24 protein-coding genes are annotated in these 24,144 nt (G+C 44.9%); 11 read left to right on the top strand and 13 right to left on the bottom strand.

The genetic code is table 11. The features are described from left to right. Window positions 1-16: 16 nt before the first annotated feature. Window positions 17-541: an ATP-dependent protease subunit HslV gene (hslV, locus tag ACXAGV_RS05750; RefSeq protein WP_025257580.1), complete on the bottom strand. Its 525-nt coding sequence runs from the start codon at window positions 539-541 to the stop codon at window positions 17-19. Between the two features lie 381 nt (window positions 542-922). Here hslV and ACXAGV_RS05745 point away from each other — a divergent pair, with 381 nt between their 5' ends. Beyond that, a complete protein-coding gene (locus ACXAGV_RS05745; RefSeq protein ID WP_474872427.1) occupies window positions 923-1,591 on the top strand; it encodes a hypothetical protein in 669 nt (222 codons plus the stop codon). A 76-nt stretch (window positions 1,592-1,667) separates the two neighbouring features. Here ACXAGV_RS05745 and ACXAGV_RS05740 read toward each other — a convergent pair whose 3' ends face one another. Then, on the bottom strand, window positions 1,668-2,246 hold the full coding sequence (locus ACXAGV_RS05740; RefSeq protein WP_474872426.1) for an SPOR domain-containing protein: 579 nt from the start codon (window positions 2,244-2,246) through the stop codon (window positions 1,668-1,670). Window positions 2,247-2,377: 131 nt separating this feature from the next. Continuing rightward, complete coding sequence (priA, locus tag ACXAGV_RS05735) at window positions 2,378-4,567, bottom strand: primosomal protein N' (protein WP_474872425.1); 2,190 nt, start codon at window positions 4,565-4,567, stop codon at window positions 2,378-2,380. A 470-nt stretch (window positions 4,568-5,037) separates the two neighbouring features. Between priA and rpmE the strand changes: the two genes are divergently transcribed. Next, the gene (rpmE, locus tag ACXAGV_RS05730) at window positions 5,038-5,250 is read left to right on the top strand and encodes a 50S ribosomal protein L31 (RefSeq protein ID WP_012519872.1); all 213 of its coding nucleotides are present in this window, start codon (window positions 5,038-5,040) and stop codon (window positions 5,248-5,250) included. 205 nt (window positions 5,251-5,455) lie between these two features. Here rpmE and ACXAGV_RS05725 read toward each other — a convergent pair whose 3' ends face one another. Further along, window positions 5,456-5,773, bottom strand: coding sequence for a hypothetical protein (locus ACXAGV_RS05725; protein WP_474872424.1), 318 nt, complete (start codon window positions 5,771-5,773; stop codon window positions 5,456-5,458). Window positions 5,774-6,453: 680 nt separating this feature from the next. Between ACXAGV_RS05725 and ACXAGV_RS05720 the strand changes: the two genes are divergently transcribed. After that, window positions 6,454-7,689: a malic enzyme-like NAD(P)-binding protein gene (locus ACXAGV_RS05720; RefSeq protein WP_014950978.1), complete on the top strand. Its 1,236-nt coding sequence runs from the start codon at window positions 6,454-6,456 to the stop codon at window positions 7,687-7,689. Window positions 7,690-7,848: 159 nt separating this feature from the next. Here ACXAGV_RS05720 and metJ read toward each other — a convergent pair whose 3' ends face one another. Then, window positions 7,849-8,181: a met regulon transcriptional regulator MetJ gene (gene metJ, locus ACXAGV_RS05715; protein ID WP_014950979.1), complete on the bottom strand. Its 333-nt coding sequence runs from the start codon at window positions 8,179-8,181 to the stop codon at window positions 7,849-7,851. A gap of 161 nt (window positions 8,182-8,342) precedes the next feature. Between metJ and metF the strand changes: the two genes are divergently transcribed. Then, window positions 8,343-9,230 (top strand): methylenetetrahydrofolate reductase, encoded by an 888-nt coding sequence (metF, locus tag ACXAGV_RS05710; protein ID WP_474872423.1) that lies wholly within the window; start codon window positions 8,343-8,345, stop codon window positions 9,228-9,230. A gap of 224 nt (window positions 9,231-9,454) precedes the next feature. Beyond that, entirely contained in the window at window positions 9,455-10,339 is an 885-nt protein-coding gene (locus tag ACXAGV_RS05705) for a virulence factor BrkB family protein (protein ID WP_474872422.1), read from the top strand. A gap of 68 nt (window positions 10,340-10,407) precedes the next feature. Here ACXAGV_RS05705 and ACXAGV_RS05700 read toward each other — a convergent pair whose 3' ends face one another. After that, window positions 10,408-11,046, bottom strand: a complete 639-nt coding sequence (locus tag ACXAGV_RS05700; protein WP_474872421.1) for a DUF2959 domain-containing protein — start codon at window positions 11,044-11,046, stop codon at window positions 10,408-10,410. Beyond that, window positions 11,043-11,285 carry a hypothetical protein gene (locus ACXAGV_RS05695; RefSeq protein ID WP_039217956.1) on the bottom strand — a complete coding sequence of 81 codons (243 nt, stop codon included), beginning with the start codon at window positions 11,283-11,285 and terminating at the stop codon, window positions 11,043-11,045. The genes ACXAGV_RS05700 and ACXAGV_RS05695 overlap by 4 nt, the downstream gene beginning before the upstream one ends. Window positions 11,286-11,473: 188 nt before the next feature. On the opposite strand from ACXAGV_RS05695, the gene pip reads away from it, so the two are divergent. The 3 genes from pip to ACXAGV_RS05680 all read left to right on the top strand — a co-directional run bounded on the left by pip (window position 11,474) and on the right by ACXAGV_RS05680 (window position 13,915). Continuing rightward, the gene (gene pip, locus ACXAGV_RS05690; RefSeq protein ID WP_474872420.1) at window positions 11,474-12,451 is read left to right on the top strand and encodes a prolyl aminopeptidase; all 978 of its coding nucleotides are present in this window, start codon (window positions 11,474-11,476) and stop codon (window positions 12,449-12,451) included. Beyond that, window positions 12,448-12,885, top strand: a complete 438-nt coding sequence (gene dtd / locus ACXAGV_RS05685) for a D-aminoacyl-tRNA deacylase (protein WP_334021747.1) — start codon at window positions 12,448-12,450, stop codon at window positions 12,883-12,885. Before pip ends, dtd begins: the two co-directional genes overlap by 4 nt. 115 nt (window positions 12,886-13,000) lie before the next feature. Continuing rightward, a complete protein-coding gene (locus ACXAGV_RS05680) occupies window positions 13,001-13,915 on the top strand; it encodes a bifunctional GNAT family N-acetyltransferase/hotdog fold thioesterase (RefSeq protein ID WP_474872419.1) in 915 nt (304 codons plus the stop codon). A gap of 106 nt (window positions 13,916-14,021) precedes the next feature. On the opposite strand, the gene rpoH is transcribed toward ACXAGV_RS05680, so the two are convergent. Next, window positions 14,022-14,876 carry an RNA polymerase sigma factor RpoH gene (rpoH, locus tag ACXAGV_RS05675; protein WP_014950987.1) on the bottom strand — a complete coding sequence of 285 codons (855 nt, stop codon included), beginning with the start codon at window positions 14,874-14,876 and terminating at the stop codon, window positions 14,022-14,024. Between the two features lie 627 nt (window positions 14,877-15,503). Here rpoH and ACXAGV_RS05670 point away from each other — a divergent pair. Beyond that, window positions 15,504-16,730, top strand: coding sequence for an EAL and HDOD domain-containing protein (locus tag ACXAGV_RS05670; RefSeq protein WP_474872418.1), 1,227 nt, complete (start codon window positions 15,504-15,506; stop codon window positions 16,728-16,730). A 154-nt stretch (window positions 16,731-16,884) separates the two neighbouring features. Further along, the gene (locus ACXAGV_RS05665; RefSeq protein WP_474872417.1) at window positions 16,885-18,120 is read left to right on the top strand and encodes an EAL and HDOD domain-containing protein; all 1,236 of its coding nucleotides are present in this window, start codon (window positions 16,885-16,887) and stop codon (window positions 18,118-18,120) included. Window positions 18,121-18,159: 39 nt separating this feature from the next. Here the strand turns inward: ACXAGV_RS05665 and ftsX are convergent, their stop codons facing one another. Genes ftsX through ftsY form a run of 3 tightly spaced genes read right to left on the bottom strand, consistent with a single transcriptional unit; the run spans window position 18,160 to window position 21,718 of the window. Next, window positions 18,160-19,140 carry a permease-like cell division protein FtsX gene (gene ftsX / locus ACXAGV_RS05660; protein ID WP_474872416.1) on the bottom strand — a complete coding sequence of 327 codons (981 nt, stop codon included), beginning with the start codon at window positions 19,138-19,140 and terminating at the stop codon, window positions 18,160-18,162. After that, complete coding sequence (gene ftsE, locus ACXAGV_RS05655) at window positions 19,137-19,850, bottom strand: cell division ATP-binding protein FtsE (protein WP_474872415.1); 714 nt, start codon at window positions 19,848-19,850, stop codon at window positions 19,137-19,139. Before ftsE ends, ftsX begins: the two co-directional genes overlap by 4 nt. A 26-nt stretch (window positions 19,851-19,876) precedes the next feature. Next, on the bottom strand, window positions 19,877-21,718 hold the full coding sequence (gene ftsY, locus ACXAGV_RS05650) for a signal recognition particle-docking protein FtsY (protein ID WP_474872414.1): 1,842 nt from the start codon (window positions 21,716-21,718) through the stop codon (window positions 19,877-19,879). Window positions 21,719-21,784: 66 nt separating this feature from the next. Between ftsY and rsmD the strand changes: the two genes are divergently transcribed. Further along, the gene (gene rsmD / locus ACXAGV_RS05645; protein ID WP_474872413.1) at window positions 21,785-22,468 is read left to right on the top strand and encodes a 16S rRNA (guanine(966)-N(2))-methyltransferase RsmD; all 684 of its coding nucleotides are present in this window, start codon (window positions 21,785-21,787) and stop codon (window positions 22,466-22,468) included. A 132-nt stretch (window positions 22,469-22,600) separates the two neighbouring features. Here the strand turns inward: rsmD and ACXAGV_RS05640 are convergent, their stop codons facing one another. Then, window positions 22,601-23,179 (bottom strand): YjaG family protein, encoded by a 579-nt coding sequence (locus ACXAGV_RS05640; RefSeq protein WP_474872412.1) that lies wholly within the window; start codon window positions 23,177-23,179, stop codon window positions 22,601-22,603. After that, on the bottom strand, window positions 23,180-23,782 hold the full coding sequence (locus tag ACXAGV_RS05635; protein WP_474872411.1) for a YhgN family NAAT transporter: 603 nt from the start codon (window positions 23,780-23,782) through the stop codon (window positions 23,180-23,182). Window positions 23,783-24,144: the final 362 nt, after the last annotated feature.

Here is a 24,144-nt window from a genome sequence, read left to right as displayed (position 1 = left end):
CAGCTTTCGCTATTACTTAGTAATCTAGTACATCAACCGTTTGGCTATGGTTAGTGAATACGCAAATATCTCCGGCTATGGTCAGCGATTTTTCAGCAATTTCCTTAGCGCTTAACTCGGTATTATCTAAAAGTGCGGTAGCTGCCGCTTGCGCATAGTTACCGCCAGAACCAATAGCGATAAGATCTTGCTCTGGCTGCACTACGTCCCCGTTACCTGTAATGATAAATGACGCGGTTTCGTCGGCTACGGCAAGTAGGGCTTCGAGTTTGCGTAGCGCTCTGTCAGTTCGCCAGTCTTTGGCAAGTTCAACCGCCGCCTTGGTTAAATGGCCTTGGTGCGCTTCAAGCTTTGCTTCAAAGCGCTCAAATAGCGTAAAAGCGTCGGCCGTGCCACCAGCAAAGCCCGCTAGAATCTTGTCGTGGTACAAACGGCGCACTTTGCGCGCATTACCTTTCATTACGGTATTGCCTAGTGATACCTGTCCGTCACCGGCCATTACCACTTGATTCCCACGTCGTACAGATACAATCGTTGTCACGTTAATTCCCCGTTTAGCTGGGCGCAGCTGCGTTTTTTCATGTTACAAAGGCAGCAGCGTTTAAATTCAATAACAAATAAGTGGGGGAAGGCTTTTTAATTTCAAGGGTAAGACAAAAGAATGTGCACTCAGAACTGCCTACTAGATGGGCTTAGCGTATACGGACCTTATTAAAAACGCCATTTTTTTGTAGCCATATTCTCGCCGATTCAGAATTAGGGTGATGCTAAGTTTTTTTGCTTTGTAGAACCTACTGGCGGAGGAAGCCGCGCGTCTTGATTCCCCGCGCGCGAGTGACAACTGTTGTTACAAATCAAATTTGCTGCCAGCTGAAATTTGTCGCGTAATAATTTCAGTTTAAACTTATTTTAAGGCTTTCATATGCATCTTCAGCGTGCTGGAGGCATCGCAGCCATTGCTTGTGCCCTTACCTACCTGTTTGGTTTTGTGCTTTTTTTCGGCCTTATTGAACCACCCTTCGACACCTCTGACATTGGTCATTTACAGTTTATTGTGTCTCAGCGCGATACCTTTTTTATGGGGTACATGGTAATTGGTATTGTGTTTAGTTTCAGTCTGCTTCTATTGAATCAATCGCTTCAGGCTGTATTTAAAAACCATTCTCCCATTATGGCTCGCTATAACAGCGCCATTGGGAACATGTGGGCAACGTTCGTACTCGCCAGCACGTTTATTTTTTTAGTAAGTCTTCCGTTTTTGGCCAATTACTCTAATACCAATGAAGACAACGCAATTGTTGTATTAAAGAGTGTGGATATAGTGGTTGATGCACTTGGTGGAGGTATAGAGCTCATCGGCGCAATATGGGTGTTGTTAATTAGCTACATGGGTATTAAACATGGGGTTTACGACAAGGCAACTCATGTACTTGGTGTTGCCATAGGAACGGCGGGTATTCTCACCTTATTTTCAGGGCTTTCCGTCTTTTCGGATAATGTACTGTTGGAAGCATCGACCGCTATATTCGGTTTAGGCCAAATAGTGTGGTTTATACTTAATGGCGTGCACATGACTAGGGCATCTCGCTAGGAAACACCATATAGCAAGTGGAACGCACTCCTCGTTCCACTCCGCGCTTCTTCAAAATAAGTTGTACCAACAAAAGTTACAAATTCCAGTACCAAATTTGGCATGTGGCAATGTTAACTTTACGCAGGCTGTGCTTGGCTTTTTCCGCATCTCTTTTCGACTCGTAAGGGCCTAGAATAACGCGGAACCAATCGCCGTTGCTGCCAGTGCTGTGCCTGATAAGAGCCTCTAAACCCTGGAACGCAATTTTGGCTTTCATCTCTTCAGCCTGCGCGCGGGTTCTAAACGAGGCGCACTGCATTAGATAACGTTTATCCGACTTTTCCTGCTCTTTGACTTCAACTTCTACTTCATATCCAGGCAGGGTCTTAATATACTCCCATTCTTCTTCTGGTAGTTCAGGTAAAGACTCTTCTGTGGGAGCCACAGGCCTTGAAGCTTGTGTATCTACATCATCTTCTACGTTGTCTTTTATCGACCACAAAAATACACCAAACCCAATAACCAGTGCGAAAATACCAATAAGGCGTACGATAGGAAGCTTACCTGAAACTGGGGCGTTAGATTTCGCGTTTGCTGTTGGCTTTTTACCTTTACCAGCAGGCTTCTTTTTTTGAGGAGAGCGTCCACGAGAGACATAATCGCGTTGAGCCATAGTCGGCAATATTCCTACTTGTTATCGTTGTTTGTATGCGTAAGAAAACGTCATATACCAAATCTTTATGAAGCAGCAGCTTTTCTGCACTTCAATCCTGCGGAAATTTTAACGTATTGCTACCCAACAAGCTAACTGAAATCGGTAGGATCAATATCTATCGACCACCTTACCTTCATTGCCTGTGGCAACGCCTGTAAAAATGGCAGCGCCAAACGCAGCGCATTGTGAAGCGGCGCACGCTTTTCATGACTGCATACCAGCATAAAGCGGAACCTGCCTTGCCGCTTTTCGACCAGACAAGGAAACGGGCCATTTAACTCAATGGCATGCTGCTGGAGAAATACTTGCTTACTGTCTTGTAAAAAGCGATAGGCCAAACTGCTGTCGGTCGCTTCTGCGCGAATGACAAACTGGCTAATAAATGGGGGAAGCCCTGCCGCTTTTCGCTCCATTAAAGCGTGTCTGGCGAAATGCCCATAGCCATTGTGCACTAAATCTTGTTGCAAAGGGTGATGGGGGTTGTGAGTTTGAAGCCACATCTCACCAGGTTTACTGGCGCGCCCTGCTCTTCCAGCAAGCTGAGTTACAAGCTGAGCGAGCTTTTCTGGTGCTCTAAAATCGGCACTAAAAAGTGCGCCATCACAATCTAGCACTGCCACTAAGGTGACATGCGGGAAATGATGACCTTTTGATAGTATTTGGGTACCTACCAGCAGCTGGTACTCTTGGCGGTTTATTGCATCTAGCGTTTGGTGCAGTTTATCTTTGCCCCGCACGGTATCGCTGTCTATTCGTACCTGTTTAACACCGGGAAATAAACTTGCAAGCCCTTGCTCGACTTGCTCGGTGCCCGTACCCGCCGTAACTAATTCATTGTGATGGCACGCTTCGCAGTTTGATGGCATTGAACGCATACCGCCGCAGTGATGACACTGAAGTCGGTTCTGCGCTTTATGCACAGTATAAGGCCGGTCACAACGCTTACACATGACGGTTTCGCCGCAGTGATGGCAAAGCAGCGCTGGCGCATAGCCTCTGCGATTCACAAACACCAATACCTGATTTCCCGCGTTGATATGCTGGCGCATTATCGTTAGCAAGCCTTGCGAAATACCGTAGTGAATGGGTTGGTCACGCGCGTCCAACACATGCTGATGCGTGCTTTTCGCACCTCCCGCTCGCTTAGTTAGCTGCAAATGGGCATAGCGACCGCTTAGCGCATTATTAAGTGTTTCGAGTGCGGGCGTGGCGCTACCTAATAAAAGAGGTATATTGTGCTGCTTAGCCCGCATGGCTGCTAGGTCACGGGCATGATAGCGAAGTCCATCTTGTTGTTTAAATGACTCGTCGTGCTCTTCATCCACAATCAGCATACCGGGGTTGTAAAGAGGAGTGAAAATAGCCGAACGAGTACCAATGATAATACCGAGTTCACCGGCTTTTGCTCGCTGCCACACCTGTAGCCGTTCTTTATCAGAAAGCTGAGAGTGTAAAACGCCCACTGCAATACCAAAGCGCTTTTCAAAGCGTGACACGGTTTGCGGCGTAAGCCCAATTTCTGGCACAAGGATAAGCACTTGCTTCCCTTCGCGCAGTAAAGGTTCAATAGCTTGAAGATACACTTCCGTTTTACCGCTACCGGTAACCCCTTCAAGCAAGCTTACCGCGAAGTTGCTCTGCTGACGGTTTAGCGCGGCAATGGCAACTGACTGCTCTGTGTCTGGAATTGGCTTTTCAGACACCGATAACGAGGCAAGCCAACTGCCTGACTTAAACTCAGGCGCGACTTCCTCAATGCTTGCCAATGACTTTTCGACAAGCGCTTTTACCGCAGGTGCGCCATACTGCTTGCGCGCTTGGGACGCTAATAAGACACCACCGGCCAAAGCAGAAAAACAGGCTTGTTGTTTAGGCGCTCGCGATAACGTGTCTGCAGTCGTTTGCTTGCCTTCTTCGGTAAGCATTAGCATGTCTTGGGGTGTTGGCGCTGCTGGCTCGCCTTTGCGCAATAAAACAGGCAGCATAGCGTGCAGCACTTCACCCGGCGCATGATGATAGTACTGCCACAGCCATTGGGCCATTTTCAGCAGCACCTCATCTATAATGGGGCTATCGTCCAGTACCGACTCAATAGCTTTTAGCTTGTTGGAGTTTTCAATGTCGCTTTCTGTTTTGTGTAGGGTTTCAACAACTACGCCCACAAGTTTGCGCGGACCGAAAGGCACAACCACTCTTACCCCCGCACTTAATGCGTTATCGTGGGTATATGTGAAAAGTTGGCGCAGTGGCACTGGCACGGCAACTTGGATAAAGGCCATTGCGAAAGTTTTACCTTATTTAACAACTGTTACAGCGCGTAATGCGCTTACTAAGCTTCTTATGTTGAAACTAATTATACTGAAGCTACTTGCAGGCCTATACATTACAGCAATTTGCGCTGCTAACAGCTAGCTACACATTTTGCTACTAGAGCATGTTTTTGCCACTAGAGCGTGATTTTGCTACTAGAGCATTTGGCCCAGCCTTGAAAGACAAATATTTAAACATACTTTACAGGTAAGCATAAAAGGAATGTTTTTTGTTTGGCCTTTTTATACGGCTACCTTGTCTAGCTCTCTTGTTTAGCATTTGGCCAAAAACCGCTTGATCAAGGCCCTGCCATCCTTTATTATGCGCCGCTCTTTTGCGATAGGCTGTTCTTTGAACGACTTATCATTTGAATTAAGTAACGTATGGTGTGCGACTTCGGGTTGTATAGCGATACGGCCTTATTATGTGAGGTAACCCAATGAAACAAGATATCCACCCAAAATACGAAGAAATCACAGCAACTTGCTCATGTGGTAACGTAATGAAGATTCGCTCTACGCTTGGTAAAGACATCAACCTAGACGTATGTTCTTCATGTCACCCATTCTACACTGGTAAGCAACGTAACGTTGACACTGGTGGTCGTGTTGATCGCTTCAAGAAGCGTTTCGGTGCATTGGGCAAAAAGTAAGCCTGATATCGAGTTCGAAAAAAGCGCCTTTATGGCGCTTTTTTATTGTTTAAAATTCACGCTTCACACAATCAAGGTGTGCCAAACAGCGCTTTACCGCCGTTATCCTACGTCAGGCCAGTACCTAGCCAGTTTAACAAGCCCTGCAACTCGCCTTTCTGAAAACGTTTTTAGCTTAATTAACAACATTCAGCGTAACCTGAACTCAGTGAAGGTTTTTAATATTAGATAAATGCCTATCCCAATTGCCGCCACTCACTTTCTTACACTCTTCTTCGCTATCAAAATAAATACCAACGGGTGCTGACTTAATTGACGCCAAAGCTATATTCACTTGGTTTATGAAGTCTATATCCCAACCATTAGTTAACGCCCGCTGCTTCTCCTGCTCAGTATTAAACACGGCAATCACTTGCGGCGCTCTCCAATGCCCTAAGTGAGTTAGCCAAACAAATCCATTATTGGCAGATTTTACGCTTTCGCACACATCGGTTAACACGGTTATTAGTTTTCTTTCTGTCATATCCTCGCCTTCAGTGCGAATTTAGAGTGGGCTTTCACAGGATTTTATCAGAAATATTGGAAGGAGAATTAACGAGGTATCTCCCTGCGTTCTATTTTCCTGATTTGGGTTTCTGTCCTATGTATTTATGAGAACGTAGATCCCTTTGATAGCTTTGTTTTCATCCTCCACACAATAGACCTACAGAATGTTATAACAAGTCAAAATAAATAGTATGAATGGCAATTATAGCCCCATTTTACTGGTCTAATTAGTATGCCTAACCTACATTGGTATATAAGAATTCTGATCAGATATGTACACAGTGATTGGCTGTGTTAGAGTTGCGATCGGCACTTTGATAGTAAGCATTAATTCTGTGAATAATGCATTACTTTCAAGACTTGTGGCGCTTTTGGGTACATAAACCTGAGGCTTGTATCCATTAAGGTATGTGAACAAAATCAGTAAAGGTTAACGCCTAGTCTGCTTTTTCCACATGCCACCTTAGGGCCTATTGATGATTGCTATAAAACAAAGATCAACAAGCCCTATTGCTAACAACTATTTATAATCACTTTTGTCATTACTTGGTTGTAACGCGCTTACGTTTATCTACCTATAACTATAACGACAATAAAATAGCGACAGAGCGTGAACGAAAACACCGATGAACCCTACATCTAAGGATACCTTTTTACATGTCAGATTTTAGACAACGCGCACTCGACTATCACGCCAAACCCACACCTGGAAAAATCCGCGTAGAGTTATCTAAGCCAGCCGATAGCGTCGATGACCTTGCTCTTGCCTATAGCCCAGGCGTTGCCGAGCCGGTCAGAGAAATAGCCGAAGATGCAGATAACGCCTATAAGTACACGGGTAAAGGAAACCTGGTTGCAGTTATCAGTAATGGAACCGCGATTTTAGGGTTGGGTAACCTAGGCCCACTGGCATCGAAACCTGTTATGGAAGGTAAAGCCCTTCTGTTTAAACGTTTTGCAGGACTGGATGCCATTGACATTGAAGTGAAGCATCGAACGACCGAAGAGTTTATTAATACGGTAGCGAATATCGCTGACACATTTGGCGGCATTAACTTAGAAGACATTAAAGCACCTGAATGCTTTGAGATTGAACAAGAGCTAATTAAACGCTGTAAAATTCCGGTATTTCATGATGATCAGCACGGTACCGCTATTGTAACTGCAGCAGGCATGCTTAATGCTCTGGAAATTCAGGGTAAAAGCATAGAGAGCGCTAAAATTGTATGTATGGGTGCCGGTGCAGCAGCGGTCGCTTGTATGGAACTGCTTATAAAGTGTGGTGCTCAGCGTGAGCGTATTTATATGCTAGACAGAAAAGGCGTTATCCATACTCGTCGCGAAGACTTAACTGAGCACAAAAAGCTATTTGCTAACAATACTGACAAACGTACGCTTGAAGATGTAATGGAAGGCGCGGATATTTTTGTTGGTGTGTCAGGACCGGATGTTTTACCACCAGAAACACTGGCCTTGATGGCTGAAAACCCAATTGTATTTGCATGTTCTAACCCTGACCCTGAGATAAAGCCTGAACTTGCTCACGAAGTACGTAAAGATCTTATTATGGCTACCGGACGTTCGGACTACCCTAACCAAGTTAACAACGTACTGTGTTTCCCGTTTATTTTCCGTGGAGCACTCGATGTTCGTGCAACGGCCATTAACGATGAAATGAAAGTAGCGGCAGTAGAAGCCCTTCGTGCTATCACGAAGGAGCCTGTACCAGAAGAAGTACTAGCTGCCAGTAAGAGTACTAGTCTGACATTTGGTAAGGAGTACATTATTCCTAAACCTATGGACCCGCGTTTGTGCGAGCGTATTGCTACCGCCGTATCTAAGGCGGCTATTGAGTCGGGCGTTGCACGAGTGCCTGAAAGCCCAGAAGAATAAAGCTCTAGCGCACAAGGCTAAAAATGGATGTATTAGCGCTCAACCATTATTTACTGAAAAGTGCGCTTGAAGAATAAGAGCACATAACACATAAAAAACGGCGCTGTATCGTAAGCTTAGCTTTCAATACAGCGCCGTTTTTTATTTAAATGCTAAATTTTAGTCATCTTCTGACACATCGTTTTCGAAGCTTGGGTCAATGCCCATTTCTTCCATAATGCGCCTAGCTTCAGCCGGTACGCGGTTAGGGTTGTCTTTGCGCAGGTCATCATCGTTGGGCAAAGGTTGCCCGGTAAACGCGTGTAAAAACGCTTCACACAGCAATTCCGAATTAGTGGCGTGACGCAAATTATTGATTTGGCGGCGGGTACGCTCATCAGTAAGTGCTTTAAGCACATTAATAGGTATAGAGACAGTGACTTTCTTTACCTGCTCGCTCTTTTTCCCGTGCTCTGCGTAGGGGTGAATATATTTACCGTTCCATTCTGCCATTGTACTAACTCGGTCTACTCTTTTTTATATTATGAAGAGAAATTCTAAACAAGTTCACGAAAAGGTCAATTGAGCAGTGTAAACCTCTTGACGTCTAGACATATATTATTTAATTTAGACGTCTAAACGTCTATAAGATTACATTTTTGAGAGAAAAAGCCATGGTTTCTTACGCACAAGGTATCGATGCATTAAACCAGTCCCTGTCGGAACTGCGTGATATTGATGTATCTTTTGAATTCTTTCCGCCTAAAACGGAAACCATGGAGCAGACCCTGTGGAAGTCAGTTGAACGTCTAGCGCCGCTAAAGCCAAGCTACATGTCGGTAACCTACGGCGCGAATAGCGGTGAGCGTGACAGAACCCACGACGTAGTAAAACGCATTCAGCAGCAAACCGGTGTCGCGGCGGTTCCTCACTTGACCTGTGTTGATGCTAGCCGTGATGAGCTTAAGCAAATTGCAAAAGACTACTGGGACTCAGGTATCCGCCGTATTGTTGCGCTTCGTGGCGATTTACCGCCAGGAGTAGAAAAAACAGAGATGTATGCCTCTGATCTTGTTGCCTTGCTAAAAGACGTTGCCGATTTTGATATTTCTGTTGCTGCCTATCCAGAGAAGCACCCTGAAGCGCCAAATGCGCAGTTTGATTTACTAAACCTTAAGCGCAAAGCAGAAGCTGGCGCTACAGAAGCGATAACCCAGTTCTTTTTCGATACGAGTGTTTACCTTCGATTTAGAGACCGTGCAGCCGCAGCGGGTGTCGACTTAGACATTGTTCCCGGTATATTGCCGGTAACCAACTACCAAACGCTGGTCAAATTTGCCGGGTTTACAAATGTTCATGTTCCTGGGTGGTTGCACAAAATGTTCGACGGCCTTGATGCCGATGACCAAGCCACCCGTAATTTAATAGGCGCTAACATTGCTATGGACCAAGTTAAAGTACTAGCTAAAGAAGGGGTAAAACACTTCCATTTCTATACTTTGAACCGTAGTGAATTAAGCTACGCCATCTGCCACATGTTGGGCGTGCGTTCAGGCGCTTAATACATAGCGACAATCAGGGCCGTGCTGACGTTTTTAATGAAGCACGCTACAAAAGGCGCAGTTAATGCGCCTTTGTTGTTTAAAGCTTGCATTAAACTTTGCCACCAAGGCCGCTCGCAGTTACCATCTGATATACATGTAATGAACTATCGATGCCTTATACCAGTCCGCATAGATAAGACCACGCTATTCAACGTTGCCACGGTATCGTCAGGAGAAATTGAGTGGATTTAGACAAGGTTAAAGCCTTATATAACAATGTTACTCCTCAGGTTAGAGATCTCTTTAGCATCTTCATAAAGCGCTGTAGGGAAGACAATATTACTATCTCTGCTGGGCACTTAGCCTATGTAACTTTGTTATCTTTAGTACCATTTATCATGGTGACTTTCACCATAATGTCAGCCTTTCCTGCCTTCGCTTCGGTAAGAAGCAAACTTGAGCATTTTATATTTAGCAATTTTGTTCCTACCGCCAGTGATGTAGTGCATAAATACATGACCGATTTTGTGGGTAATGCCTCACAAATGAGTGCCATTGGTATTTTGTCGCTGCTGGTCGTTGCGTTAATGCTTATTTCAAATGTAGATAAAACCCTTAATAGAATTTGGCGTACGCAAAGTGATAGGCCCATTGTGTATACCTTTGCTATCTACTGGATGGTTATCACCTTGGGTCCGATGCTCATTGGCTCTAGTGTGGTAGTTAGCTCTTATTTGACAGGTCTTGCGGCTTTCACTGAAGAATACACACCTGGACTGGGCACTTTCTTACTCAGCCTTGTACCTAGCGGCGCAGCCATGCTTGCTTTTACCATTTTATACATGGTGGTTCCTAATAGAAGAGTCTTTGCTCGTCACGCACTGGTTGGCGCTATCGTGGCAACTATCGCTTTTGAAATTACCAAGTCAGGCTTTGCGCTTTATGTTACGAACTTTCCTTCGTACGAACTTATTTACGGCGCGCTTGCGGTGGTACCTATTCTGTTTTTATGGGTGTATTTATCGTGGATCATTGTGCTGTTTGGTGCTGAATTTACCTGCAGCCTAGGTGAAGCTTTTGAAAACCGAAAAGCAGAAAATGAACCGCGCAAAGTCCCTCAGGAATAATTAGCCCTACAGATTTATAATAAAAAAGGGAGCCGCTGGCTCCCTTCGTGTCTATCTGTGCCCAAAAGCTAGTTTTTCATTGAAGAAATAAACGCATCAGACTCAGCAATCGCTGAATTCATTTGTCTGATAAGCTGGGCAACGTTGTTCTCAATAGTAGAGAGTTCGCCCTGCAGTGCGCCAATAGCGCTGGCATTTAGGTTGTGCTTTAAATACAGCACATTATCTTGAAGCGCGCTTAACACCGGCGGCATTTTGCTTTCTGCTTTGCGCATAGCCGTCATTAACGAAGCGTAACGACGCTTCGTTTCGCGAAGCTTTGCTGCACTATCACGCTTGAGCGAGGCGTTTTCGTACTTTTCGAGTTCTTCCGACCACTCATCAAACAAAGCTTCGGCAACGCTTTCTACTTTATCAATACGTAAACTCACTTCTTCTGAAGCGGCTACGCTGTCTTCGTACTGACCATTCAAGCGGTTGTAAACATCTTCTAGCTCTCCGCCATCAAACGCAACAGCCGCACTGAATGCTTCTAATGCAGAATTAAACTGCTCTTGTGCGTCTTCCTGCGATTCTTTTGCATTTTCAACCCGGTCAACTAGGATATCGCGCTTTTCAACGCCCACCTTTTCCCATGCTGCGTAATATGCAGACTGACACCCACTAAGGGCAAGCATAGCAACAAATGCTGATGCGATTAACTTCATGCGGTTACTCCACCTCTAAAACGTGCTGCGCTTATAATACAAATCAAATGCAGAAGGGCACCTAAAGGCCAAAATACGATGGCAAGCACAACCGTTGCAGCTAAGGCATAACATACGCCCACGGTTACGAAAAAGAACAATGCGCCTAAAATTCTCCCTTGGACTAGGTGACCTAACCCGGGAATAAAGAAGTTACAAATTGCGGCAATTACATTACCGCCCGATCCTTGACCTGCCATATAAACATCCTCGCATTTATGACTATAATATGATTAGCTAGCACGTAATGACACTTGTTCTATAGTATAGACTTAGCGTTAATCGCTTACTTAACAAGCAAAAGCAGCGTTGAAGCAGTCAGCACGCAAACGTTTGTATAACAATAAACTAAACTAAAACAGGCACTCACACAACGCGCAGAAACAAAATGAAACGACTTTACCCCGATGTTACCTACTATGAAAACGGATTTATCGAAGTGGGAAGTGGGCATTCGCTTTACTTCGAACAAAGTGGGAATCCCAACGGCATCCCCGTCCTCTTCATTCACGGCGGGCCTGGCGCAGGTTTACCGCCTAACTACAAATGCTTTTTTGATAGCAACAAGTATCGAATAATAGGTTATGAGCAACGCGGTTGCGGCCGTTCTACCCCCGCTGCCGATACACTTAATAACGATACATGGTCCAATGTTGAAGATATTGAAGCGCTTCGAATACACCTCTCAATACCTAAATTTCTATTGTTTGGCGGTTCGTGGGGGTCAACGCTCGCACTGCTTTACGCGTTAAAGTACACGGCGCGAGTAACAGGACTCATTCTACGTGGCGTATTTTTAGCCAGGCAGGAAGACAGGGATTGGTTTTTATCGCCAAATGGCTGTGCAGCTCAGTTATTTCCCGAATACTATCGTAAATTCACAAAGGATGTGCCAGAGCCTGTGACCTCTAGCTCAGTCTGTAACTTTTATAGTGCGATGGTACGTTCTAGCAATGACGTACTCCGACATTCTGCGCTTAAAAGGTGGTACCAATGGGAAGAGCGCCTTTCGCGCATTACTTTACCACCTGGCGTGGGAGACTCTACAGCTAATTACCCTATGCAGCTGGTCACCTGTTTAGCCACATTGGAATGCCATTTCCTATCTAACCAATGCTTCCTAGATGAAAACTATATTCTTGAAAACATTAGTAAAATAAGTCATATTCCCGGAACAATTGTACATGGTCGTTACGACATGATCTGCAAAACAGAAGCGGCGGAGGCACTTCACAAAGCGTGGCCTCAAAGTCAGCTACAAATTATCCCCGACGCGGGGCACAGTACTTCCGAGCCTAGTATAGGTTACGCGCTCTGCCGTGCTACCCGCGACATGTCTCGCTTTATTCAGGAGTCGTCGAAGTGATAGGACTAATTCAACGCGTATCGGAAGCCAATGTCACCGTTGCCGGTAATGTTATCGGCGAAATTGGTAAAGGCATGCTGGTGCTCTTGGGTGTTGAGAAAGAAGACGGTGACGCGCAGATAGAGAAGTTAGCAAATAAGCTCTGCCGTTATCGCATGTTCAGTGACGAAGACGGAAAAATGAACCTAAATGTTGAGCAAGTGGGAGGCGAAATACTGGTGGTCTCTCAGTTCACACTCGTAGCCGATACGCAGAAAGGTAATCGTCCTGGTTTTTCACGCGGTGCATCGCCAGAACACGGCCAAGCCATTTATGAAAAGTTCGTTCAGTCTTTAAAAGATAAAGGTATGGTGGTGGCCACCGGCGAGTTCGGCGCTGATATGCAAGTAGGCCTAATTAATGACGGCCCCGTTACCTTTCAATTTAGTGTTTAGCTGGGGAAGTCGTACGCTTAGTCAGCATTCCAAACTTGCTTACATAATTAAGCTTGTGCCTCATGTGTTCTTACGTTTAAATACTTGTTCATTCATTTAAGAAGGCTGGTTTATTGTGTACAAGGTAGTTACGCCAAAAAGCGACGCCGAATTTGAAGCCTATTTCCATTTTAGATGGGAGCACTTACGTCAGCCATGGAATTTTCCTCCCGGCTCTGAAAAAGACGAATATGAGCAAGTCGCAGAGCACCGTATTATCACCAATCGAAATGGCGAAATTGTAGCTTGTGGCCGTGTGCATTTGAACACCGCGGAAGAAGCACAAATTCGGCATATTGCCGTGCATCCAGGGCACCAGCGTAAAGGTTTAGGCCAAATGATCATGGCCGCACTTGAAAACGTTGCGAAAGACTTGGGCGCCGAGCGCGCTGTAACGAACAGCCGCGAAATATCTATCGACTTTTTTAGCGCATGTGGCTTTGAAGTTGAGCGTGAAGCACCTAACGAGCTAGGCATGCTTAAACGTCAACAAATGGTCAAGAAGTTCACTGAAAACAACACATTGGTACTTCACCCTAAGTGGTGTAAATCGCTACAGGAAACATGGTCTGAGACCATTCCCATTACCGAGCACATGGGAATTAAGCTTTACCAGTACACTGGCCGCACGCTTGAAACCCGTGCATCATTAAACAAAAACATCAATATTCACGGCACTATGTTTGCTGGCAGTATTTTCTCTTTAGCCACATTAACAGGCTGGGGCATGATTTACTTGCAGCTGAAAGAGCGTGGATTAGACGGTGACATTGTATTGGGCGATGGCGATATCCACTATCATAAGCCCATCACGATGAAGCCAAGGGCAATCTGTAATATTGAGACCTTGTCTGGAAAGTTCAAACCGCTAGAAAACAACAACAAAGCGCGTTTTGAATTAAGCGTAGCAATTTTGGATGGCGACACTCCAGTAGCGGAATTTGAAGGTGTATTCTACGTGCTTCCCCCTTCGAAAAACGAAGAAGAGTAGCGTTATGGTTTAGCGCGTCACATCAAACAAAAAACACTCATAAAAAAAGCGCCGTTAAGGCGCTTTTAGCAAAGTTAAGCTGGTTATAAGCTATATACTGGCTGCACTACGCGACCATAGCTGCTTGAAGCTTTTTCATCGCATTCTTTTCAATTTGACGAACACGTTCTGCAGAAACCTGATATTTATCAGCTAAGTCTTGCAGAGTAATCTTGTTGTCTGCTAACCAACGAGTTTCGATGATATCTTGGCTACGCTCGTCTAGCGTTTTAATCGCTGAGTACAAGCGCTTGCTCGCCGCTGTATCCCAGTCGTTGTTGATTACGTCAGTTTCAACATCTGAAGATTTGTCTTCTAAATACTGAACTGGCGCAAAATTACCTGTTTCATCTTCATCCGCAGTTAAATCGAACGCTTGGTCTTGAGAGCTCATACGCGCTTCCATTTGAAGCACTTCTTTTGTACTCACACCCAATTCGTTCGCTACTGTTTGCACTTCGTCATGAGTAAACCAACCAAGACGCTTCTTCGCCTTACGAAGGTTAAAGAACAGTTTGCGCTGCGCTTTGGTTGTCGCAACTTTCACTATTCGCCAGTTTTTAAGTACAAACTCATGAATTTCTGCTTTGATCCAATGTACCGCGAAAGAAACCAAACGTACGCCCACCGTTGGGTCGAAACGCTTAACGGCTTTCATCAGACCGATGTTACCTTCTTGAATTAAGTCGGCTTGTGGTAAGCCATAACCTGAGTAAGATTTTGCAATGTGCACTACAAAACGAAGATGTGACATTACTAGCTTACGAGCGGCTTGTAAGTCTTCGTCTTCGCGAAGGCGCACTGCCAACTCGCGCTCTTCCTCAGCGCTAAGCATATCAATGCTGCTTACAGCTTGGATGTAGCCTTCAATGCTACCGCTGTGTGGCACTGACAGGGCCATAGATTGCAAATTGTTGCTCATTGTTCACCTCATTTATTGCCGCTTCATAGTAGCAAAGTAACCGAAGCTGCGCGAGACCTAATTAAGATATGAAGTCTAACCGATATGTAGGTATAGTGACTATTTCTACAATATCAAGACCTAAATTAAGAAAAAAAGTTCAACTTTACTCATTACGCGTCGTTTACGTTTGCTAGGTGATGTATTGGGCTAGCCAAATCGAATGCTTATGCTTTTCGCTTCACCTACCAGTCCGCTATACATCATTGTAGCCTGACAGCCATCACAAGCTTGTGGTCGGTCATTCAACCACGAGAATATGATACTTTAATTACATGCCTGAGTGGGAAAGCTAATCTCACTGATATGAATTTAAACGAATATTGATTGCTCGCTTCCGTTCAATATTTGATGGTTAGTGCCTTCCCTATTTCGACCTTACTTGAAACCTCAACGCCTATTAATGGCTCGAAGAAAGAATGCTCATTTTATACCTTGCTTTTCTGTCTGGAAATTGAAAATATTAGATTGAATTAATCGATTTTGCACTACGACCGCTGCATAGCATTTTCCAGACAAGAACAATTAAAGACTGGAAGGGAAATTCTTAAGGAAAGGAGTAAGGCAAGTAAAGCAAAGAGGAACTTCATGTTTGCTTACGTCGCTAGACAGCCCATATTTGATGTAAACCGAGAAGTTTACGCTTACGAGTTACTTTTTCGCGTTGGCGAGGAGAACTGTTTCCCTGATATCCCTCCTGATGAAGCGACCTCGAAAATACTGACATCTACTCACCTAAGCTTGGGTATCGAGGAAATTACTGGGGATAAAAAAGCTTTTATCAATTTTCATCGTGATACCCTGATGTTCCGCTTCCCTACTTCACTAGATGCTAACAAAGTGGTTATTGAGATTGTTGAGACGGTAGATGTAGATGACGCTCTAGTCGCGGCGTGTAAGCATATTCGCGGCCTTGGATACCCAATAGCGCTAGACGACTACGACATGAAAGGGAAATGGGAAGCCTTTATCCCTTTTACCAGCGTAGTAAAAATTGATATTACCGAAATTCCTCACGATAAGATCCCTGCTTTAGTTGAGCGATTTAAATCGAATAAAATTAAGCTAGTTGCTGAAAAAATTGAAACCTATGATGAATTTAATAAATTCAAAGATATGGGCTTCGACTACTTCCAAGGTTACTTCCTTGCTAAACCGGAAATTGTTAGGCATAGGAAATTAGGCCCAAGCAGCTTAACCATGATGGAACTGCTTACTTTAAGTAGCCAAGCAAAACTGAATTTCGATGAGGTCAACAGAATCATTGAAAGAGACCCTTCGCTAACCTATTTATTGCTACGTTTTATTAACAACCCTATGGTTAATAAGCGCCATAAAATAACGTCATTAAAACATGCTTTAACTTTTATGGGTGAAGTAGAGGTTAAGAAATTTATATCTTTACTTGCTTTGGCCAATTTAAGCGACGGGCAGCCCAGTGAGCTCATGCAAATGGCGCTGGTTCGCGCAAAGTTTTGTGAACTGGTATTTACTCAACTTAAAGACTCAGATAACCCGCTGAAAGGCTTTCTTACTGGGCTTCTGTCTCTGCTCGATGCAATGATGGAGCAGCGCATCGATGATTTGGTGAGTAAAGTGCCTATCAGTGATGATGTAAAAAACGCGCTTTGTGGCACACCGGGCATGTTGCGTAATTGTCTAACGCTCGTTCAATATTTTGAGCGAGCAAAATGGGTTGGTATTCAACAGTTTGCTAATAAATACGATATAAAGCAAAGCCTATTGCACAGCTATTATAACGAAGCTATTAAGTGGGCAAAACACATCCATAGCTCGGCATTGAAAGATGAATAGCCGATGCATCAACACTGCATCTTGGTAAATTTATCATTGAATTGTTGTTAGATAACGCCTACATATCATAGACTAGGGTTTAGGCTTACAATTAGCTAAGCCCATCAAATACCAATAAAAACGTCGTCAAACCATGTTGCCTCAGGAATAGATTATGTTCGCGTTCATAGCTCGTCAGCCTATTTTAGACAAAAGCAAAAGTGTATTTGCCTATGAACTGTTATTTCGAGACGGTAAGTCTGGCGCCTACCCAGAGCACAGTGAAGAAAAAGCGAAATATATTTCTGAACATTTTCATCCATTAGGATTAGATGATATCAGCGGGGAGAAAACATCGTTTATTACGTTTTCTTCCGACACAATTATTTCTCGTTTCCCAACGTCACTTAATCCTGAGTCGGTTGTTGTTGAACTAGCTGACCCAACGGAAAATGTAAGTGGTCTATTCGAAGCCTGTCAGCACATAAAACAACTTGGGTTTAGGCTCGCTATTGACGATCCTATGATGGTGGGTTCAAAACACGATATATTCCCGCTTATCGATATCGTAAAAGTAGACGTCACCAAAACACGCTTTGAAACAATCGAAAAACATATTCCTCGCTATCACGATGCAAATGTTCAGCTAATTGCCGAACAGGTTGATACGCAAGACAACTTCACTACTTGTGTAGACTTGGGCTTTGACTTCTTCCAAGGTTATTTCTTTTCCCAGCCTGAAGCGCGAATACTGAAGCAGCTTCCAGCCTCTAAAATGAATATTGTAGATTTGATGGGCGAAAGTTCTAGTAGCGACTTTGATATTGAGCGCATCAGCCAAATTATCGAACGCGACGCCACGCTAAGTTTTTTGTTGCTGAAATTCATCAACAACCCTACCGTTAATAAGCGCTACAAAATTACGTCGCTTAAGCACGCACTTAATTACATGGGTGAGGTTGAGATTAAGAAATTTATCGCGTTGCTAAGTTTAACTAACTTAGGCGACGAGAAGCCTCTTGAAATCATTCATATGTCACTTGTGCGCGCTAAGTTCTTTGATTTACTTGCCGAGCAAAGAGGCATCAAAAACAACCCGCCAATATCATTTTTAGTGGGGCTGTTCTCGTTACTTGAGGGATTACTTGACCAGTCTATGACTGACATAGTGAAACAACTGCCGCTGTCTGATGAAGTTAACGACGCACTACTAGGCAAAAACCTAGAAATGAACAACTATATGACCCTTGTCCGCGCGTTCGAAAGTGCACTATGGATGAACGTGATAAAACAAGCCAAGATGCTAAATATTGATCAAAAGCGACTGCATATGCTGTACAACCAAGCGATTATATGGGGTAACGGCGTACGCAGCGCTATTTCATCACACTACCCGCGTGCTACCGCTTAATCGGTGGCACGCGTAACACAAGCTTTGGGCTTGCGCTGCTTATTGAGGCTCTATCTCTCTCACGTGACGCTGCACAGAGATAAGCGAACCGAGTAATCCAAGCAAAACAGACAGCCCAAGCATAATGAGTAGTGCCGAACCGGTTAGGCCAGTAATATTGAAATCTTTTTGATACATAGCGGCAAACGTCGTTATGCTGCTATCCATCCACCAAAGAATGATAATTACAGCAAACCACGCCATTAAACCACCCAATAAGCCATACCAGAAGCCTGTATATAGGAAAGGGCGATGAATAAACGCATCGGTAGCTCCCACCAGCTTCATTACTACAATTTCATCGTACTTATTTAGAATGTTTAAGCGGATAGTGTTTCCGATGATGAGTACCACAGCAATAAACAAAAGTAGGCCAATTAAGGTGACGAGATCCCTCGCGATATCAATAACCGCATACAAACGCTCTAGCCATTCAATATCAAGTTTGCCAACGTCTACCTCTCGTTGCTGACGCAGTTTGTCTAAGAGCGCCTTAGCCGCTGTAGGTGACGCATGCTTTTCGTTAGGCGTTACAAGTACAACATCTGGTAGCGGATTTTTCTCCAAATACGCAATAGCATCTCCAAGTCCAGACAAGTGTTGAAACTCTTTAAGTGCATCGTCGGCAGGAATGTAAACTACGCTATCTATCTCAGACCAGGTATTTAATCTAGCCACCAGCTGCTGAGAGCTTGCTGCATTAATATTAGGCTTTAGAAAAAGGGAAATTTCCGATGCCTGATCCCAGCCCGCGGTAATTTTCTCCGTATTTTTTACCATGATATAAAGTGTGCTCGGCAAAGTTATACTTAAACCCAATACACCAATTGTCATTAACGAGGCTAAAGGCTGTCGCCAAAGTTCTCCAAGGCTAGACAAAGCTTGTCGCACATGGCTAACAAAGAACATGATAATAGTTTGTACCATGCCTACTTTTGCTGAAGATGCGCCTTGGGCGCGACCTTTAAATAAAATGCTCACGACCACTCTCCTTCGCCATTACCTGAACCCGCGTCACTTACATCGTCGGTTAGGCCATCAGTAATCATTTGCCCGTTTTTAAGAGTGAGCGTGCGATAGCGCATACGAGCAATTAACCCTAAGTCGTGAGTTGCTATAAGCACCGATACTCCCGCTTGGTTAAAATCTTCGAACAAGCGGATAATTTCCATTGAAAGTTTAGGGTCGAGGTTACCGGTTGGCTCATCGGCTAGCAGTAAGGGCGGTTTATTCACTACCGCTCGCGCAATACCCACCCGTTGTTGCTCACCACCAGACAACGTAATGGGTAAGCAACGGGCTTTGTCTCTAAGCCCCACCATTTCAAGGGCGGCTTCTACACGCTTGCGAATTTCTTTATGGGTGTACCCTTCAATGACAAGAGGTAACGCCACGTTATCAAAAACCGATTTATCCATTAACAGCTGGTGACTTTGGAAGATCATCCCGATATCGCGTCGAATGTAAGCGATGTCTCGACGGGTAATAGCGTTAAGGTCGTGGCCATTAATAAGAACGCGCCCTACTGTAGGGCGCTCCATTAGGCTGATAAGTTTAAGTAGCGTACTTTTTCCTGCACCCGAGTGCCCTGTTAAAAAGGCCATTTCACCCGGGGCAATATGAAAATTAACCTTACTAAGCGCGCGTTGCCCGCCTGGATAGGTTTTGCTTACCTGCTCAAACTTTATCATTATTTTTCCCTACCGCTTTGCTGGTTTTAGCTTTCAGGTGTGTCCATTTCACTAAACAATGCGTCAATAAATTCTTGTCCGTCGAACTGGCGTAAGTCATCGATACTTTCGCCGACACCTATATACCTTATAGGAATTTTAAACTTATCGGCAATAGAGAATATAACACCGCCTTTTGCTGTACCGTCTAATTTGGTAAGGGTAATACCCGTTAAGCCTACGGCTTCGTTAAATAACTTAGCTTGGCTAATCGCGTTTTGCCCAGTTCCAGCGTCTAATGTAAGCATGACTTCGTGAGGCGCGTTCGGGTTGATCTTTTTCATTACACGAACCACTTTCTTAAGCTCTTCCATCAAGTTGTTCTTGTTCTGCAAACGCCCTGCGGTGTCAGCAATAAGAATATCTGTGCCCCGCGATTTGGCCGCTTCTAGCGCATCGTAAAGTACCGAGGCACTGTCCGCGCCTGTGTGCTGTGCGATAACGGGAATGTCATTGCGTTCGCCCCATACTTGAAGCTGTTCAACGGCAGCAGCTCTAAACGTATCACCCGCAGCAAGCATCACTTTCTTACCTTCTTGCTGGAACTGCTTAGCCAACTTACCAATAGTGGTGGTTTTACCTACACCATTTACGCCAACCATTAAGATAACAAACGGGCCTTCACTTGAATCGTGCGCTTTCATGACTTCAGAAAGAGGCTGATTCACTTGAGACAACATGCCCGACATTTGCTGCTTCATGATGTCCAGCAAGGCTTCCGCGTCTTTAAGATCTTTACGAGACGCACTATCAGTCAAGTGGTCAATAATTTTCTGAGTGGTATCCATGCCCACGTCGGCCACTAAAAGCTGTGTTTCAAGATCCTCGTACAGCTCATCGTCAATGGTTTTGCCTTTAAATAGGCTAACGATGCCGCTGCCCAAATTCTCTTTTGTGCGAGATAGGCTTGCTTTTAAGCGTGCGAATAGTGACTTTTTCTCTTTTGGCTTTTCTTCCGCTTGCGCTTTAGCCTGTGCTTCGGCTTCTGCCTTTACGCGAGCCTCTTCTTCCGCCTGGGCTTTGGCCTGTGCTTCAGCCTCTGCCTTTAAGCGAGCCTTTTCTTCCGCATGGGCTTTCGCCTGGGCTTCAGCCTCTGCCTTAGCGCGGGCTTCTTCTTCCGCTTGGGCCTTCGCCTGTGCTTCAGCTTCTGCCTTAGCGCGGGCTTCTTCTTCCGCTTGGGCCTTAGCCTGTGCTTCAGCTTCTGCCTTTGCGCGCGCCTCTTCTTCCGCTTGCGCTTTAGCCTGTGCTTCAGCTTCTGCCTTTGCGCGCGCCTCTTCTTCCGCTTGCGCTTTAGCCTGTGCTTCAGCTTCTGCCTTTGCGCGAACCTCTTCTTCCGCTTGGGCTTTAGCCTGTGATTCAGCTTCTGCCTGTAGGCGAGCCTCTTCTTCCGCTTGGGCTTTAGCCTGTGCTTCGGCTTCTGCCTTTACGCGAGCCTCTTCTTCCGCTTGGGCTTTCGCCTGCGCTTCAGCTTCTGCCTTAGCGCGGGCTTCTTCTTCCGCTTGCGCTTTAGCCTGTGCTTCAGCTTCTGCCTTAGCGCGGGCTTCTTCTTCCGCTTGCGCCTTCGCCTTTGCTTCAGCCTCTGCCTTTGCGCGAGCCTCTTCTTCCGCTTTAGCTTTCGCCTGCGCTTCAGCTTCTGCCTGTAAGCGCGCTTCTTCTTCCGCTTGCGCCTTCGCCTTTGCTTCAGCCTCCGCCTTTGCGCGGGCCTCTTCTTCCGCTTTAGCTTTCGCCTGCGCTTCAGCTTCTGCCTGTAAGCGAGCTTCTTCTTCCGCTTGGGCTTTTTGTTTATCTGCTTTTTTGTTCTTACTGAACCAGCCAAAAAGTTTCGACATCGTTAGGACAAATCCTTATAAATTCTTAGCAATTTCGGCTACACTTGCCGCCTAATGTATGAACGCATGATACCATTGTCAGCCACTATGAAGCGAGTTTCTCGCCCTACTCGGGCACCATCTTCTGCAAAAAAACCTTATTCATCCCAAAAAGGGAAAAAATCAGGGAAAATCCAAAGCACAAATAGTCTTGGGCAAATACGCATTATCGGTGGCCAATGGCGTGGTAGAAAGTTACCCGTGCTCAATGCAGAAGGGTTAAGACCAACCACAGACAGAAACAAAGAAACCTTGTTTAACTGGTTAATGCCGTACATAAACGATGCACGCTGCTTAGATGTATTTGCAGGCTCTGGTGGGCTAGGTTTAGAAGCTCTGTCTCGCTATGCAGCACATTGTGATTTTATAGAGCTGGATAAACAGGCAGCAAACCAGCTTAAAAGTAATCTTACCTTATTAAAAGCAAGTGAACTGGCGTCAGCAACCGTTCACCAAGGGGACGCACTAGGTATTTTAAAAGGCATCAATCAAGCGCCCTACGATATTGTATTTGTCGATCCGCCTTTTGCGAAATCATTGGTAGCACCTACGCTGGATGCGCTAGTAGATAACAAACTTGTTCATAGTGGTAGCGTGGTGTATTTGGAGCACGAAAGTGCGCTAACAACACCCGCTCTCCCCGCCCATTGGCAAATTATTAAAGACAAACAAACTAGCGCGCTGCGCTATATGTTAATTGAGATATGTTGATTGATAGCGATTGAAGAGCCTCAATTGAGTAGAGATAAGCCGTGACCTTTAAATAAGTACACGGCTTTTTTGAGCATAGAAGCTAAGGTTTTGTTGCTCGTTTTACCTAAGCAAGACCATGTTGCGTTGTCATTAAAGCTCAAGACCAATATTGGAGATTCCCGCTTCCAAGGCAAGTGCTTTCATTTCATCTGCCGCTTTCGCTGGGTATTTGGCTTGCTCTACATAATCAAGCAATTCGTTTTGTACCTCAACTTCAAACTCCATCAGCGGATGCCCTTTTACAGTCTCGTCATCGGCTTCTTCGCTTTCTAGCAAATAGGCTTCTACGCTGCCTTGCGATAACTTGCTGATGACCACAGCACCTTGCGGATCGTCTCCCGCCATCAAGTTGAGAAGGCCAGCTAACCCAATCGCCGCATCAATGGCGGGGTAAACACCGTAGTTGTCATGCTCACTAGTATCAGGTGTAGCCACTTCAACTTTCTCAAGCTGTACCGCAATGTTGAATTTGCTCTTGGGTGACTTCAAGGTTTCCCAAACTAAATTCAAGCAGTTACGTAAAGCGCTTACGTCACCGCTTTCTGTTAATTCGCAAAAAAGCGTATAGTTGGGCAACATTCGTTCTAGTAAGGCCGCACCGAATGCTACGGCTTTCCAGCCTTCTAAGGCGCGAACACGCCCAAAGGTATTAAGTTTTTGCTTTGCCATTTAAAGGGCTCCAGTGGCATGCATGAAATATTGGGTAACGCCATCAAGAAGCATTTGGATAGCGATCATAACGAGGATCATACCCATTAATCGCTCCATCGCAACTAGGCCACGCTCCCCTAAAATTTTATGGAATACATTTGAGAATAATAAGATCACTGCGCTGATTGACCACGACGCAGCAAGCGCAATTGACCAGTCAACCATCCTGTCTGGCGCTTGATTGGCAAGTAAAATTAAGGCTGCTAGTGTTGAAGGCCCTGCAATCATAGGAATGGCTAGTGGCACTAAGAAAGGCTCTTCTCCCACGGCAAGACCACTTGGATTACCAGACGATGGAAATATCATCTTCAACGCAATAAGAAATAAAATTATCCCCCCAGCAATACTCACAGTTTCCTGCTCAACATTTAAAAAGTTGAGTACCGATTGACCACTAAATAGGAATAAAAATAAGATACCAAGTGCAAATAACAACTCTCGGATAAGGATAAACTGACGTCGTTTTGGCTCAATCGATTTAAGTACCGACATGAAAACCGGCAGGTTACCGAGAGGGTCCATGATCAGAAAAAGCATGACGGCAGCGGACCAAGTATCCATTTATTTCTGTCTCCGAAGAAGCATTTACGCTTAATTTAAGCATAAACCTCAGAGTTTAACTCAAGATTCATGCTGATAGATGGTTTTGGCGCGCAATGGTAAACCAAGCGGGAAGAGTTAAAAACATCTTTTAACATTCTGTCGCTATTCTTTATGGTTGCTGAGCGTATGTTTTAAATAAAGAAGGGTAAACCGACACCTATAACAGTCAAAGAATTGTGAAAAAGACTCGAAAAAAAGCAAAAATGCGCTTAACTAAAAGAATGGATAGCAACACAGAGTGACAGCGTGAAACGCTAATATCGACAAGTCTCTTGTCGACGCTGCGCGAAGCCCAACCGCTTGGGCTGCTCCTGTTGCTT

The organism is Alteromonas sp. ABH4_453, assembly GCF_056160665.1.
Note: the sequence above shows the minus strand (reverse complement) of the source record. Positions and strands in the feature narration are given on the sequence as shown.

What these genes read in the sequence shown, in the direction of transcription:
- ftsE (WP_474872415.1), bottom strand. Translation starts at nt 19,850, where the DNA reads ATGATAAAGTTTGAGCAGGTAAGCAAAACCTATCCAGGCGGGCAACGC.
- ACXAGV_RS05740 (WP_474872426.1), bottom strand. Translation starts at nt 2,246, where the DNA reads ATGGCTCAACGCGATTATGTCTCTCGTGGACGCTCTCCTCAAAAAAAG.
- metF (WP_474872423.1), top strand. Translation starts at nt 8,343, where the DNA reads ATGGTTTCTTACGCACAAGGTATCGATGCATTAAACCAGTCCCTGTCG.
- rpoH (WP_014950987.1), bottom strand. Translation starts at nt 14,876, where the DNA reads ATGAGCAACAATTTGCAATCTATGGCCCTGTCAGTGCCACACAGCGGT.
- rpmE (WP_012519872.1), top strand. Translation starts at nt 5,038, where the DNA reads ATGAAACAAGATATCCACCCAAAATACGAAGAAATCACAGCAACTTGC.
- pip (WP_474872420.1), top strand. Translation starts at nt 11,474, where the DNA reads ATGAAACGACTTTACCCCGATGTTACCTACTATGAAAACGGATTTATC.
- ACXAGV_RS05640 (WP_474872412.1), bottom strand. Translation starts at nt 23,179, where the DNA reads ATGGCAAAGCAAAAACTTAATACCTTTGGGCGTGTTCGCGCCTTAGAA.
- ACXAGV_RS05720 (WP_014950978.1), top strand. Translation starts at nt 6,454, where the DNA reads ATGTCAGATTTTAGACAACGCGCACTCGACTATCACGCCAAACCCACA.
- ACXAGV_RS05695 (WP_039217956.1), bottom strand. Translation starts at nt 11,285, where the DNA reads ATGGCAGGTCAAGGATCGGGCGGTAATGTAATTGCCGCAATTTGTAAC.
- ACXAGV_RS05700 (WP_474872421.1), bottom strand. Translation starts at nt 11,046, where the DNA reads ATGAAGTTAATCGCATCAGCATTTGTTGCTATGCTTGCCCTTAGTGGG.
- ACXAGV_RS05670 (WP_474872418.1), top strand. Translation starts at nt 15,504, where the DNA reads ATGTTTGCTTACGTCGCTAGACAGCCCATATTTGATGTAAACCGAGAA.
- ftsY (WP_474872414.1), bottom strand. Translation starts at nt 21,718, where the DNA reads ATGTCGAAACTTTTTGGCTGGTTCAGTAAGAACAAAAAAGCAGATAAA.
- priA (WP_474872425.1), bottom strand. Translation starts at nt 4,567, where the DNA reads ATGGCCTTTATCCAAGTTGCCGTGCCAGTGCCACTGCGCCAACTTTTC.
- ACXAGV_RS05665 (WP_474872417.1), top strand. Translation starts at nt 16,885, where the DNA reads ATGTTCGCGTTCATAGCTCGTCAGCCTATTTTAGACAAAAGCAAAAGT.
- ACXAGV_RS05725 (WP_474872424.1), bottom strand. Translation starts at nt 5,773, where the DNA reads ATGACAGAAAGAAAACTAATAACCGTGTTAACCGATGTGTGCGAAAGC.
- ACXAGV_RS05635 (WP_474872411.1), bottom strand. Translation starts at nt 23,782, where the DNA reads ATGGATACTTGGTCCGCTGCCGTCATGCTTTTTCTGATCATGGACCCT.
- metJ (WP_014950979.1), bottom strand. Translation starts at nt 8,181, where the DNA reads ATGGCAGAATGGAACGGTAAATATATTCACCCCTACGCAGAGCACGGG.
- rsmD (WP_474872413.1), top strand. Translation starts at nt 21,785, where the DNA reads ATGATACCATTGTCAGCCACTATGAAGCGAGTTTCTCGCCCTACTCGG.
- ACXAGV_RS05745 (WP_474872427.1), top strand. Translation starts at nt 923, where the DNA reads ATGCATCTTCAGCGTGCTGGAGGCATCGCAGCCATTGCTTGTGCCCTT.